The following is a 14,058-nucleotide window of genomic DNA, read 5'->3' as shown; positions in this document are numbered from 1 at the left end:
GGCCTCCCCGAAGATCACCATTAGGCAGTATTGGGTGGGTCATTGTTCTTTCGGATGACAATTTCCTTTGAAGGTTGACAACCTCAAACCGATTGCTTTAAAGCACCTGTAGACCAAGGAAAACTTGATGTTTTATTATGCATCATGATGCAAATTCCTAGCTTTACTGTCAGATCGCGTTGATAAAATAGGTTTGAGTTGTCCATGGTAGTTGAGCAGGCAGTCCTCCTTGTCGGCGGACAGGGTACGCGATTGCGATCAATGGGTTTCGACTGTCCAAAGCCTATGGTCGAGATTGGCGGGCGTCCTTTTCTCGAACACGTTATTCGTCATCTCTCCCGTTATAGTATACGCAGGATCGTTTTGGTCGCCGGATACAAGGGTGAGATGGTCGCGGATCGTTATCACGGCAAGAGCCTTTACGATGTCGAACTGACCGTCGTAGTCGAGCCCCGTCCTCTTGGCACGGCTGGCGCTTTGGCGTTTGCAGTTGAACACCTAGATGAATTTTTCGTCATGTCTAACGGAGATTCATTGTTTGATGCGGATCTGAGCACACTGCTTGGGCAGGCGCTGAAATCTGGCTCCAACGGTCGCCTCCTATTGTCTGAGGCGGAAGACGCATCGCGCTATGGAACGGTGCATGTCGGTCAGGACGGTATTGTCCAAGCATTTCTTGAGAAACGGCCCAACAGCGGTCGACAGATGATTAACAGCGGTGTTTGTTTGCTTCGACGAGAGGCTATCCTCAGCGAAAATATAGAATTTCCTGCATCAATTGAAGCGGATGTTTTTCCATCATGGGTTGCTTCTGGCAATTTGGAAGCATGCGTGGGTGAAGGTTATTTCATCGATATCGGGCTTCCTGAAAGCTATAGTCAGGCGAGTGCCGAACTGGTTGACGCAATTTCCCGGCCTGCAGCATTTCTCGACCGTGATGGCGTTATCAATGTCGATAACGGCTATACCCACACCGTAGAAGATCTCGTTTTTACACCAACCGCAATCGACGGAATCCGGGCGCTCAACAGAGGTGGGTATTACGTCATCGTTGTCTCCAATCAAGCAGGTGTGGCCCGTGGATACTATGACGAGGCGGCCGTGCACCGCTTTCATGCGGTAATGAACGCCGAACTTATCAGACACGGCGCTCATATCGATGCCTTCTATTTTTGCCCCTACCACCCGGATGCCGTCATTGAGCGCTATAAAGCCGATCATTCGCACAGAAAGCCCAACCCCGGCATGATAGAGGATGCGTTCAATGATTGGCCGATAACTCGGGCAGGCAGTTTCCTGATTGGCGACAAGGCATCTGACGTAGACGCGGCCCGGAATGTCGGCATTCCGGGCACGCTGGTCGAAGCGAATTCGTGTGATCTTGCTGCCGTTGTTCGCAGCGCAACAACCGGTTACTGAACCCTACTAAAGGCTTCCTGGAATGCTGACCATTGCGAAATCACCCTTGCGCGTGAGCTTCTTCGGCGGAGGAACGGACTACCCGGATTACTTTCAGGAGTTTCCCGGAGCCGTGCTCGGGACGGCGATCGACAAGTTCATTTATACCGTCACCTTGCCGATGGCAGGAGTGGCGGAGACGAAGTACCGAATTACGTATCGCAATGTTGAAACGGTCGATAACGTTTGTGAGATAAAGCACAATGTTATCCGTGCCGTCCTGCAAGATAAGCAGTATGACGCACCGATGAACATTGCCATCATCTCGGATTTGCCGGGGGGCTCGGGACTCGGGTCTTCTTCATCATTCACTGTCGGTTTCGTAAAGCTGATCTCTCACCTCCAGGGTCGTTCGATCACCAAGCTGGACCTCATGCGTGAGGCTGTCCGGGTTGAAACCGAGCTTCTGCACGAAAACTGTGGAATTCAGGATCAGTCGCATGCTTCGTTTGGCGGGCTCAATCACTATCGGTTCCATGGAAATGATTTCTCGCTCCAACCCGTGCGCATGACAACCGATTGCAGAGATGCGGTGAATGCGTCGATGTGCCTTATCTACACGGGCGTGCAGCGCTCCGCGTCGAAGACCTTGGAAACCCAGATCAGCAACACCCGTGAACGCAAGATCGTCAAAGAACTGAGACATCTCTATGAGCTTTGCGAGGAAGGTGTGCGTATCCTTGAAGGCAACGATTCTCAGAGAGCGTTGACGGACCTGGGCAAGCTGATAAGTGAGGGGTGGATGACGAAGAGAAGCCTTTCGCCTGCGGTCTCCTCGGCGCGCATTGATGATATTTACAAGACCGCTATGTCACTGGGTGGGTATGGTGGAAAGCTCTGCGGGGCAGGTGGTGGTGGATTTATGCTCTTCCTCGCGTCGGACCATGTCCAGGCAAAGTTGCGTGAGCGCTTCGGCGACAAGAATTTCGTGAAGATATCGACCGAGGACAACGGCGCCAGCATCGTACATAGTTTTGCGTGAGCACCAGACATCAACCGACGTCTTCCAAGGCGACGTGTTACTGCAACAACAGACCAAAAAAAGAAAGCTAATTTCATGGTGAAGCGAGCCTTTATTACGGGAATCACGGGCATGGTCGGTTCCCATCTTGCCGACTATCTCCTCGAGAACACGGATTGGGAAATTCACGGTATGCTGCGTTGGCGCAGCCCACTCGACAACCTGACCGCCCATATTGATCGCATAAACCAGAAAGATCGTTTCCGGTTACATTACGCCGATTTGCGCGACACGATGTCGATCGACAATGCGATCAAGGAAGCAAATCCCGACTACGTCTTTCATCTGGCTGCGCAGAGTTATCCCAAAACATCCTTTACTGCACCGCTGGATACCATGGACACGAACATTCAGGGGACTGAGCGCGTTCTCGGCGCACTGCGGAAGTATGCGCCTGAAGCGGTGATTCACGTTTGCGCCTCCTCGGAGGTTTTCGGCAGAGTGCCGAAGGAAAAGCTTCCGATCGATGAGGAATGCAGCTTCCACCCGGCTTCGCCTTATGCGATTTCGAAGGTCGGAACCGATCTAATCGGTCGCTATTATGCCGAAGCCTATGGCATGACCGTCATGACTACCCGCATGTTCACGCATACCGGTCCGAGACGCGGTGACGTTTTCGCTGAGTCGACGTTTGCAAAACAGATCGCAATGATCGAGCACAACAAATTGCCGCCTGTGGTCAATGTGGGCAATCTTGATTCTCTTCGGACCTGGGCGGATGTTCGTGATGCTGTACGTGCATACTATATGCTTGTTACGGTCAACCCGACACCTGGTGCCTATTACAACATCGGCGGAACGTACACTTGCTCGGTTCGGGAAATGCTCGATACTCTGCTTTCGAAGTCGACCTGCAAGGATATCAAGGTCGAAATCGATCCGGATCGCCTGAGACCAATCGATGCAGACCTGCAGGTGCCGAACACCAAGAAATTCCAGAGCCATACCGGTTGGCAACCTGAAATTTCCTTCGATCAGACCATGGTAGATCTTCTCGATTACTGGCGCGAGCGTGTCGGTACGAGCAATTCCTTCCTTTCCCGCTGATCGATCGGCATATTCTAGTCTGGATAAGCTATGAAAAAAGACGAAACCATTCTGGTTACCGGCGCGCGCGGGCTTGTGGGCTCCGCGCTGGTGGAACACCTTCGTTCTGAAGGTTACGAGAACGTCGTTGCGCTGGGACGGGAAGACTGCGATCTGACGGATCGTCAAGCCACCGTGTCAGCGTTCGAAGCTCACAAACCGAAATATGTCTTCCATGCCGCTGCTCGAGTCTACGGCATTATGGGAAACATGAAAAATCAGGCGCTTTCGTTCCGCGATAACGTGGTCATCAACACCAACGTCGTTGAGGCGTCGCATCTTTCGTCTGTTGATAAGATTACTGTTATGGGAACCGGCGCCGTTTACCCCTTCCCGTCACCGGGCCCGCTTTTGAAAGAAGATATGATCTTTATGGGACGGCCGCACGGTTCGGAAAGCGCTTACGCGCATGCAAAACGTGCTATGCTTGCCATGCTGGAGGCCTATGAAGATAGCTATCGGCTGAAATGGGCTTATGTCGTTTCGTGCAATCTTTTCGGTGCACGCGATAAATTCGACACCGAGTTCGGACATGTGGTCCCATCGCTCATCAAGAAGTTCCATCAGGCAAAGGTTTACGGTGGTCCGGTCGTGGTTTGGGGCGATGGGTCGGCCCAGCGTGACTTCATGTATGTGAAAGATACGGCGCGGGTCGCCAGCCTCATCATGAACGATATCGAAGGCCCAACCAATATCGGAAGTGGCCGAGTGTTCGCTATCCGCGAGATTGTCGAGACCCTTGGTAAGATTACCGGCCTCTCCGACAGGATTCAGTGGGATTCGTCCAAACCAAATGGGCAGGACTATCGCGCTTACGACCTGACCAAGATCAGTTCGGCTGGCTTCAGCTGCAAATATACCATCGAGCAGGGCCTCAAAGAGACTTGGGAATGGTATTGCGAAAATCACGACTAAACACGCGCGATAGCCCAGAATTGCCGAGTTCCGAAGGAGGAAATGTGTGATCAGCAACGCTTTGCATATTTGATTCCACAAGTATTTGACCGGAGCCCCGAATGATCGGAAAAAACCTTGGCAAACGACTGACCGGTTGTGCGGATGCGGCTCGCGCATCGTTTTTTCAAGGAACTGCTCCGAGATGGATCGCGCGAGCGATCGCAAGGTGTTACTCGTTATCCGAGCGATACTCCGCTCTGGTGCGCCTAGTCCGTTTGATCCTTGTCTATCCGTTCAGGCACGGTCAATCTATTCGTCTCTCAGCATCGGAGCCTTAGGCTGGCACGACAATTTACGCGAACGATCCATCGAGCGTCTTGAGCACATTCTGCGAAAGGGAAGACATGCGGACAGATTCTCTATCCATGAGTTTGCGTTTGATGGTTCTGTGGCAGATCTTTATGATCAGGCATTCGAGCAGGAAAATGCTCCGGCCAGCTCACTTTATCACATTGTTAACAATTATTGCGAAATGGTCACGTTTACCGAAAGTAGTCCGGCGCTCAAGGAAATCTGAGGGGCAGATACCAGTGTTTGCAACAGTTCAAAATGTCGACGATACTTGTAGGCATTCAACGGATCAACTCCGAAACGAGCGTCCTTTTCAATCGAAACGACCCAGATAGATGAATAAATACGCCAACGACTCAGCTTTGAAGTTAAGAATCCTGACCGCGTCTGCCAGAGTAGCGCGTTTTCTTCCCTTTCTATCAAAGCGCAGAAAGGAACGCTTTCTGATCTCCATATCGAGGCGCAAGGCGGAACTGGAGGCTCGAAAGATCAGTGTTATGGTCGCCCGACGAACCTTCAACCAGCGTGGTCAGATCGCGGCATTGAAGTTGGCCTTGATGTTTCCATGGCTGAGTGAACGCACGAAGTATCGATTCAACCGCTCTCTAGCTAAACGAAAAAACAATATTCAGCTTCTGCTGGCTGCAGGAATGGTCGCAAGGTCCCAAGGTGACCCAAAGCCCGCGCCCGCAACATTCTCCGAAAAGGAGGCCATGCATAGACTTGGGCTCGTTGTCGAGGAAAACCAGATCGCGGTGGACCGTCAACTCGACCGCGAGTGCCACTCAATCTTGATCGTTAGTACCCACATGCCGACCACCCGGCATGCGGGCGGGCTTCGCATTCTGGATATGATCGAAGTCATCAAGAGTCGCAACAGCAAGGTCTATATTGAGCTTTTTGTGAGCTCCAACAAGTCGCTGTTGGGCGGGGCAGGAGAGCTCTTTGCGCTCGTTGACAGGGTCGTCTATGCCGAGAATTATAACTTCTCTCTCGCTCAGTATCGTGAGAAGTCGGGAATTGTTCGCTATTTTGATGTTGTCGATTTCCAATTCCCGCAGCCGGCAGAAACGATCAAGGCGTATCGCGAGATCGGAGACCGATTGATTTTCACGCCGATGGAGAGCCTCATCCGCACTGAATGTCTGAAGCGCGGCGTATCAAGCATTCCTGAAGCAGAACTTGCCGAAGCCGACGCCAAGCTTGAGGCCCAGATTTGTCGACTGGTTGACGAGGTCGTCTGCGTGTCACAGATCGACGCCGACTGTATCGCAGACTCGGTTGGGATCAACACGATCACTTCGATCGAAACGGGCGTTTCATCAATCGAGTTTCTCGACTCGGACACGGTAGTTCGGTCCCGCAACGCAGTGTGCTTCATCGCGTACTTCGGCTCGCTCACCAACCGCGATGCCCTGCAATGGTATCTGGACGAAGTTCATCCTCATATCATCGAAGAATTCGGAGATTATGATTTCCGCATCGTCGGTCGGGGGGACGTCTCTGATATTCTCGCAAAACCACGACCATGCGTTACCTATGTTGGTGAGGTGGATCGGGTTGGGGCCGAGATCGGTCATGCTGCGGTTGGAATAGCTCCGGCCTTATCCGGCGCTGGCTTTCGAGGGAAAATCAATCAATACGCGCATCTTGGACTGCCTACGGTTGCAACTCCTATTTCTGCCAATGGCCTTAAGTACGAACACGGCCACTCAATCTTGGTCAGCGAGGATCCCCGCCAGTTCGCCGCTTATGTTGTGGAATTACTCAAAGACAGCAAACGTCGGGATCAAATGGGACAGGCCGCTTATGACGTCTGCGAGCAATACTACGGCTGGGAATCAAAGTGGCCTGCAATTAAGCGAACCTATGCGATCCCGGCCTCAGTTTCGGCAAAGGGACTTCCGAGTGTTCATGCCATCGTGCCCTCATACCAGCATGGCAGTTATATAGAACAGCGTATCCGAAGTATTGCTAACCAGGAGTATGACAAGCTTCGGATCACTGTGATTGACGACTGCTCTAACGACAATTCGGACGCTGTTATCCAGAAACTGCAGGAAGAGTTTGAGTTTGAATACATCCGCAACGAAAGGAATAGCGGAACCCCCTTTAGTGCGTGGGAATATGCGGCAAAAAACACGACCGAGGATCTGATCTGGATCTGCGAAAGCGATGATTCCTGCGACCGCACAATGCTGCCAAAGCTGGTAAAGACCATGAGGACACGATCAGATATCAACATGGCCTATTGCGGTTCTTTGATCATCGACGAGCACAATAATATTATCGATACAACTGCGGACGGATATTTCCCATCGGTGTTCCACCCCACGAGATGGCGTCGAAGCTTTGCCGTGAACGGCAAACACGAGCTGAAAGAGTTCCAGGCGAGCGGCATGGTAGTTCCAAATATGAGCAGCCTTTTGGTGAAGACCGACACGTTCCAGAAGGCGTTCGATAAGGATATAAAGAAGTATCGCCTCGCCGGAGACTGGCTTTTTGTTGGTAGGGCGATGCAATATGGGGCGATCGCGTATCTCGCCGAAAACCTGAATCACTTTCGTCGGCATCCGCAGACAGCACGCGCACAGACCAAGATTGCCCAGAGCTACGCAGAGCATATAATTGTCAGGGTACAGCTTTCATTGCGTGCCGAGGCCGGGCGGACCGAACTTTTCTTCAACCTGAAACACGATATCGTCGATCTATATCGTAATGAAAGCCTCTTGGCTGATGTCATGATACTCTTAAAGAGCCTCGATGCCGACGTCTACGATTTCTTCAAAAAGGCGTATGACGAATACACCTCTCCCACCAAAGTCGAAGATTTGATCCGCTGCGTATCTTTCAGGCGGTATCTCTACGATCATACATCGCAATGATCGGGTAGGGTGATCGAGTAAAGTCGTTACCGCAAACGCCTTCGTGAGCGGTTAGCTGATGGCGTCAGGCCTGAAACTCCATGGCATGAGCGCGTGGAGTTTGGATGCTGGCCAGCCGTAGCTATGTGTCCAGGCAGGCGCCTCATGATCGAGCTACGCAGCAAGAGTCTTGAATGTGGACTACGCATTCATCTTAAACGGCGACGCAACTCCATCGGTTCATTTTCTTCTTTTGTATATTTGTATATTCACTTTTGGCAGCTAGAAACTCCACGAAACGAAGAGCATAATGAAACTCAGAGCCAACCCTTGAAAAAATCTCATTTACGCCGATTTGACGCCGTGCTGGCACCAACTCGTTATTACAAGCTAGGGTACTTTGAATAACAGTTTCTGGGAATACCGATGAAGACCATCAGCGAAATTTCACCGATCCGCACCATCCTTCGGTGCTTGAACCGGAATCGACATCACGAAGACTTCGACGACGTAGAGCTTTTCAGGGTATTTAGTGATGATTTGCTGCCGGCTGCAGCAGCTCTATTGCCGCAGGCGAAGGCCCAGTTGCGGCAGGATATTCTTGTGGCGGTTCTATCTCGTTTTAAACGAAACGGCTATTTTGTTGAATTTGGTGCCACCGATGGCGTCTATCTAAGCAATACGTTTCTACTTGAGGAGCAGTTGGGATGGACAGGCATTCTGGCTGAGCCGGCACGAGTCTGGCTTGAGGCGCTTCGAGAAAACCGCCCGCGTGCGGTCATCGACGACAGATGTGTCTATGAGAAGACCGGCGCCCAACTGATGTTTAGAGAAGTCCAGTCGGATTTTGCGCTTTCGACCATCGTTGAGTTCTCGGATGTGGATCTGCATCGAAATACCAGGAAGATTGGGGAAACGTATCCTGTAGAAACTATCACTCTTGAGGATCTTCTGACTCAGAATGGTGCTCCCGAAGTGATCGACTTTATCTCGATCGACACCGAGGGCAGTGAACTCTCCATCCTAAAAGGTTTCGACTTCTCACTATTTCAATTCAATATGATAGCGTGTGAGCACAATTACTCGTCGACGCGCGACCAGGTTCTCAACCTGCTAAAAGCGAATGGGTATTACCGTATCCTCAACGAAATCTCCATGTTCGATGACTGGTTTGTGCACGAGTCTCTTCTGCCACAGCTCGATTTAATCATGCCAGGGTGGGAGGGTTTATCTGATCAGCAGGAGACGGGTACTCGGTCGCCGAAGTCGAAGAAAGACATCGTAATCGAGCTACTTCAGGAGACAGTAGAAAGCCTGGTAATTGATCGGGACTCAAGGATTGCGCACGTTGATCAGCTGAAGAACGATGCAGACCTGATGGTTGATGGCTATGAGAGAGCGATTTCGGACTTGAGGAACACGATCGAAAACCTGATCGTCGAGCGAGATGCACTCAAAGCAGCTAGTGACGCGACGCGTTCAAATGGCAAGAAATGGTTGGCGGTTATGAGAAGGCAGTAGCAGAGCTTAAATCTACGATCGACATCTGGTTATCGAGCGAGATGCGCATCGTGGGGTCTGATGCTGGAGAGTACGGGGTTCTGGCTTGGAGCTGACCACTCGTTCCCCGTAACCACACAAATTTTCATTGGGATCGACATACCGATATAGCGTGGGCGGTTCATCCTCAGTACTCGCAGAGTTCAGAAACTGATTTGTCGCAACTGGCCATAGCGATCTGGGCTATTCGACTCGGAGGTGCGGACGAATTTGTGGACTAACAGGAGATAGTTCATGTATTCGTACAAAGACCGCACGAGAGCGGTGCAGCTCTATATCAAGCTCGGCAAACGGGGGATTACCCAATATCGTCGAGCGCGCGATCAGGCCCCAAACGATCACAAGGAAGAATAGTCTATTCGCCGGCAGCTAGGGCGATGGACGGGTCTGGGCGACGCTGGTCACGCTTCTCCAGACCGCCAGGATGAATAACGTCGATCCGCTCGACTGGCTCTCCCAGAGAATGACCCGCATCGCTAGCGGCTGACCAGTATCCGAACTCGACGCGCTCCTGCCCTGGAACTTCAGGCCTGACGCCATCAGCTAATCGCTTACTTTAAGTCCAAGTCAGGATGAAATTCCACTTATCCTTGCGTTCAAATTTCCCGGGCCATTCCCTACGTTGCCTCGACTTGGCCCTAAGAATAGGGTATCCGCCTCAACACATGACAAGCTACGTATTTTGCCGAGGAAAAATATGACCGACGATCTCGATTTTACCGGCGAACGTTATCTGCCGACGATTGGCGGGAATATCCATCTCGAGCATATGCATCGATATCATCTGGCGAAAAATTTTGTCCGAGGAAAAGATGTTCTGGATATCGCAAGTGGCGAAGGTTATGGCACCTCACTTCTGGCGGAAACTGCCCGCTCTGCTATTGGCGTGGATATTTCAGGCGAAGCTATCCACCACGCGCAGGCAAAGTATAAAGCTCGAAATATTTCCTTCAAAGCTGGGTCGTGTGAAGACATTCCGCTGCCGTCGGCGTCCGTGGACGTTGTCGTATCCTTTGAGACACTTGAGCATATCGAGGCCCATGATCGCTTTATGCTCGAGATCAAGCGCGTCTTGCGCGCCGACGGAATATTGATCATCTCGACGCCGGAAAAATACGCCTACACTGTCGCTACGGGGCAGGTTAATCCCTTTCATGTCAAGGAGCTTTTTAAGAACGAATTCAGTAGGCTCCTGGCGCAGCACTTTGCCCATGTGTCGATGCATGGCCAAAAAATAGGTTTCGGTTCGATTGTAGCATCTGAAAACCAGTCAGCGGCCTTTTTTGAAACTGATTCCGGAAGCGGCGCAATTATTGCTGGCGTCGAAGCGCCGATGTACATGATCGGTGTCGCATCGGATCAGCCGGTTGACAATATGGGTATGAGCGGGATTTTCTCACAGGATATCCAGTCTTCCGAACCGGTGTTGAAGCGTGTGGAATTCGAAGAGGCAAAATGGTCTGATGTGTTGATGAAAGACGTTGACCATATTTCTGGTCAAGTGGATGCGCTCCAGCGAAGTAATTGGATGAGCAGGGCGTCTTTGGGAAAACTATTGACGCGTCTGCTTTATACACGACTGCTTTATACACTGTCCGACGTAAAAGCCTTCAGCACACGTAGACGCAAAAGATTTTTGAAGTCTGCCGAGAAGCGTGATCCTATGTTGTTGTCACGCAAGGTCGATAAATTTTGCCTTGATTATTACCAGAAGATTACGACCAATAAAATTATCGCAGCTAGCCGTTCAAGTCTTGGTGTGCGTAGCGGCGTGACGGTGACGGCCATCGTTCCCAATTTCAACCACGCCCGTTATCTTCCTCAGCGCCTAGACAGTATTTTGGCGCAAACATATCCGCTTATCGATATTCTGGTCCTTGATGACTGTTCCACCGACGACAGCAGGTCGGTGATCGATTCTTACGTCGAACGTTATCCAGACCGCATCAGGGCGATCTATAATACCGAAAACTCGGGTAATGTTTTTCGCCAGTGGCAAAAGGGCCATTCTCAGGCGAAGGGTGACCTCGTGTGGATCTGCGAAAGCGATGATTTTTGCGAGCCGACATTCATTGAGCGAATGATCAGCTCGTTTCGAGATCCTAGTGTTATGTTGGCGTTTGGTCGCATCCAGTTCGCCAACGGCGAAGGCAATTACGTAGCCGGGCTAGATCATTACAGGGAAGATAGCGAACCTGGTATCTGGGATGCACGGACTGTCCGTCCTGCTGCAGAATGGTTCCGCGGCGGCTTCGGCATAAAGAACGTGATCGCTAATGTTGGCGGTAGTTTGTGGCGTCGCTTTGATATTGCGGACGAAACTTGGGAAGAAGCACGAAGCTTCAAGATAATGGGGGACTGGTACCTTTATTCGGTTATCGCGGGTGGAGGGCAGATTGCATATGAACCAAGTGCCATAAGCTATTTCCGAATTCACGGTAACAATACTTCGGGTAGTCAAGCGCAATCTAATCCTGAATATTATCGGGAGTATTTTCGGTTTATGCGTGCGCTAAAGTCCCGGTGGGATATCCCCGAGAAGACGCTGGAACGTTTCTTGGAGTCCTGCAGTGCAGTATTCCGGCATTCTCAAATTAACGGGTTTGAATTTAATCAGCTGGTAGATACGACAGCCTTGAGGGAAATTCCCCGAAGTAACCGGCACGTATTAATTGGGTTTTTAGGTTTTTCCTTTGGTGGCGGAGAGATTTTTCCAATTCACCTCGCGAACGCGCTGCATAAACAAGGAATCACGGTTTCCATGTTGCAAATGCATGATGCCGATGATCATAGGACGGTCAGGAGTATGCTGAATCCTGCAATACCTGTTTATACAGCAAATCAGATTAGAGATATCGGGATCAGGAAATTTATTGACGAAGCCGGGATTTCCGTCGTGCATTCACATATTTCGACTGTCGAGGATTTTTTGCTTGCCGACTTCGATGTCTCCCGCGCGTATGTTTCAACATTGCACGGGTCATATGAAGCGATGAAGGTACCTAAGGGGAAAATCGCTCAATGGTGTAAGAAAATTGATAAATTCGCATATCTTGCGGACCGAAATTTGCGGCCCTTTGAGGGGCTGAACGTTCCATCAGATAAGTTTATCAAAATACGAAACGCTATGCCTGTCGATAATACTGAGTTTACCAAGACACGCGCTGAACTCGGGATAGCAGATAATGCGGTCGTTTTTGCTTTGGCAGCGCGAGGGGTTGAGGGTAAGGGTTGGATCGAGGCAGTAAACGCTTATCTGAGATTACGTGAGCAACATCCGGATGTTCCGATGGCATTGCTCATGGCAGGAGAAGGGCCGAGTGCTGACGCTGCGCAGCGGGTGGGAGCCTCGGATGCAACTATTCATTTTTTGGGTTTCGTCAGAGAGGTTCATGGTCTCTATCGGATGAGCGACGTTGCTTTACTTCCAACACGCTTTCCAGGTGAATCTTTTCCGCTCACCCTGATACAGGCTTTTCAAGTGGGAGTGCCTTGCATCGCAACAGATGTGGGTGAGATCAGAAACATGTCGCAAGTTGATGGAAAGCAAGCTGGCATCATAATTGAAAATACTGCCGACAATGATCGGTTCGTCAGCTCTCTCATCAGAGCCATGGCATCTATGCTAGATGAAACTACTATTGCCGATTTCAAAAGCATAACCCGGCAACTAAGCAAAACGTATGATATCGATGATTTGGCTGCAGAATATGCAAGAGAATATCAATCGATACTCGTGCAGAAGGGCCACTCCATCCAGAATTGGCCACCTCTCTAGTCAATTGTTGAGGGCAACAATGATGGTGTTTTGCCAGATTTTCACCTAGACAGCTGTTTGGAAGCGTTGATTTGGGGCACGAAACATCCACTCGACATAGATAGATGCTCTAAAAACATGCTTCTTGCTTGACGCTTTTAAGATCGAACCATTACTTCCATTTTATCGTTCCTTCTAAAAAACCGAGAGCCTTCGCTCGCCGCCGCGCTGAAAAAAGAACGGCGGGCGAAAACAGGAGCGCGAGGACCTGAACGAAAGTCGAGGTTTTGGTAAAGGGTCTTTTATGTTTGATGCCCGTATAAATCCTCGATCGGGCCATATGGAAGGCCTTCAGATGTGCGATCTCAGGGGATCGTCCCGAAGAATGTCCTGCAGCATGAATGATGAGGGAATTTCTCACGAACATGAGTTGCCCTAGTTGCGCCAGGCGCAGAGAAAGATCGTCATCTTCGTGATAGAGGAAAATATTGGGGTCAAAGCCACCAACTTTTTCGAAATTTTGCTTCGAAACAAAAAATGCGGCGCCACTCAAGATCGGTACCGGGCTGTCGTCGTCAGGCCATCCCTTTTTCATGTAGCGGCTGCGCGGCAAGAGCCATGAGCGTCGCTTGAAATATTGGCTTCCATCCGCATTGGCGATTCGTGGATTGAAAGCGGCAGCTGAAGAATGACGCTCGACCGCTTCAAGAAGTGCCTCGAGAGCCCCCGGTTCCAATCTTGCGTCCGGGTTCAAAAAAAGGATCCAAGGTGTTTGGGCGACTTCGGCTCCTGCATTGCAGCCTCGACCGAATCCCAAATTGTCAGCAAGCCGCACAATGTTGATGTTTCTTCTTGCAGGAAGATTCACGAAACTGTTGGTTCGCCCGTTGTCGACAAGAACGATGGGCGTCTCATCAGGGATCGAAGCGATCATATCAACAATGAGCGCATCGCTCCTGTAGCAGACGGAGACGACCGTTACGGCTGAAAGTGGTAGTTTTGCCATTGCATATCCAACGGTTGGGGAACGAGCTCACGCCTGTATTCATTATTACGTGCTGTCC

General features: G+C 50.7%; 9 protein-coding genes and 1 pseudogene. 9 read left to right on the top strand and 1 reads right to left on the bottom strand.

Annotation, left to right across the window (positions count from 1 at the left end; translation table 11 throughout):
• Positions 1-204: 204 nt before the first annotated feature.
• The 9 genes and pseudogenes from RBH10_RS00615 (at position 205) to RBH10_RS00575 (ending at position 13,015) form a co-directional block, all read left to right on the top strand.
• A complete protein-coding gene (locus RBH10_RS00615) occupies positions 205-1,419 on the top strand; it encodes an HAD-IIIA family hydrolase (RefSeq protein WP_281039230.1) in 1,215 nt (404 codons plus the stop codon).
• A gap of 22 nt (positions 1,420-1,441) precedes the next feature.
• A complete protein-coding gene (locus tag RBH10_RS00610; RefSeq protein ID WP_281039229.1) occupies positions 1,442-2,440 on the top strand; it encodes a hypothetical protein in 999 nt (332 codons plus the stop codon).
• 75 nt (positions 2,441-2,515) lie between these two features.
• The gene (locus RBH10_RS00605; RefSeq protein ID WP_281039228.1) at positions 2,516-3,526 is read left to right on the top strand and encodes a GDP-mannose 4,6-dehydratase; all 1,011 of its coding nucleotides are present in this window, start codon (positions 2,516-2,518) and stop codon (positions 3,524-3,526) included.
• 30 nt (positions 3,527-3,556) lie between these two features.
• A complete protein-coding gene (locus RBH10_RS00600; protein ID WP_281039227.1) occupies positions 3,557-4,480 on the top strand; it encodes a GDP-L-fucose synthase in 924 nt (307 codons plus the stop codon).
• A 184-nt stretch (positions 4,481-4,664) separates the two neighbouring features.
• Positions 4,665-5,039 carry a hypothetical protein gene (locus tag RBH10_RS00595; protein ID WP_281039226.1) on the top strand — a complete coding sequence of 125 codons (375 nt, stop codon included), beginning with the start codon at positions 4,665-4,667 and terminating at the stop codon, positions 5,037-5,039.
• A 109-nt stretch (positions 5,040-5,148) separates the two neighbouring features.
• Positions 5,149-7,698, top strand: a complete 2,550-nt coding sequence (locus tag RBH10_RS00590) for a glycosyltransferase (RefSeq protein WP_281039225.1) — start codon at positions 5,149-5,151, stop codon at positions 7,696-7,698.
• A 405-nt stretch (positions 7,699-8,103) separates the two neighbouring features.
• Positions 8,104-9,198 carry an FkbM family methyltransferase gene (locus RBH10_RS00585; protein WP_281039224.1) on the top strand — a complete coding sequence of 365 codons (1,095 nt, stop codon included), beginning with the start codon at positions 8,104-8,106 and terminating at the stop codon, positions 9,196-9,198.
• Positions 9,199-9,541: 343 nt separating this feature from the next.
• Positions 9,542-9,724, top strand: a pseudogene (locus RBH10_RS00580) (transposase); the annotation flags it as partial.
• 210 nt (positions 9,725-9,934) lie between these two features.
• Positions 9,935-13,015, top strand: coding sequence for a glycosyltransferase (locus RBH10_RS00575; protein ID WP_281039223.1), 3,081 nt, complete (start codon positions 9,935-9,937; stop codon positions 13,013-13,015).
• A gap of 151 nt (positions 13,016-13,166) precedes the next feature.
• Here the strand turns inward: RBH10_RS00575 and RBH10_RS00570 are convergent, their stop codons facing one another.
• Entirely contained in the window at positions 13,167-14,000 is an 834-nt protein-coding gene (locus RBH10_RS00570; protein WP_281039222.1) for a glycosyltransferase family 2 protein, read from the bottom strand.
• Positions 14,001-14,058: the final 58 nt, after the last annotated feature.

Source organism: Rhizobium sp. AN73, assembly GCF_030757975.1.
Taxonomy (GTDB): Bacteria; Pseudomonadota; Alphaproteobacteria; order Rhizobiales; family Rhizobiaceae; genus Agrobacterium; species Agrobacterium arsenijevicii.
Note: the sequence above shows the minus strand (reverse complement) of the source record. Positions and strands in the feature narration are given on the sequence as shown.

Coding starts and splice junctions, on each gene's coding strand:
- RBH10_RS00615 (WP_281039230.1), top strand. CDS start 205: ATGGTAGTTGAGCAGGCAGTCCTCCTTGTCGGCGGACAGGGTACGCGA.
- RBH10_RS00610 (WP_281039229.1), top strand. CDS start 1,442: ATGCTGACCATTGCGAAATCACCCTTGCGCGTGAGCTTCTTCGGCGGA.
- RBH10_RS00605 (WP_281039228.1), top strand. CDS start 2,516: ATGGTGAAGCGAGCCTTTATTACGGGAATCACGGGCATGGTCGGTTCC.
- RBH10_RS00600 (WP_281039227.1), top strand. CDS start 3,557: ATGAAAAAAGACGAAACCATTCTGGTTACCGGCGCGCGCGGGCTTGTG.
- RBH10_RS00595 (WP_281039226.1), top strand. CDS start 4,665: ATGGATCGCGCGAGCGATCGCAAGGTGTTACTCGTTATCCGAGCGATA.
- RBH10_RS00590 (WP_281039225.1), top strand. CDS start 5,149: ATGAATAAATACGCCAACGACTCAGCTTTGAAGTTAAGAATCCTGACC.
- RBH10_RS00585 (WP_281039224.1), top strand. CDS start 8,104: ATGAAGACCATCAGCGAAATTTCACCGATCCGCACCATCCTTCGGTGC.
- RBH10_RS00575 (WP_281039223.1), top strand. CDS start 9,935: ATGACCGACGATCTCGATTTTACCGGCGAACGTTATCTGCCGACGATT.
- RBH10_RS00570 (WP_281039222.1), bottom strand. CDS start 14,000: ATGGCAAAACTACCACTTTCAGCCGTAACGGTCGTCTCCGTCTGCTAC.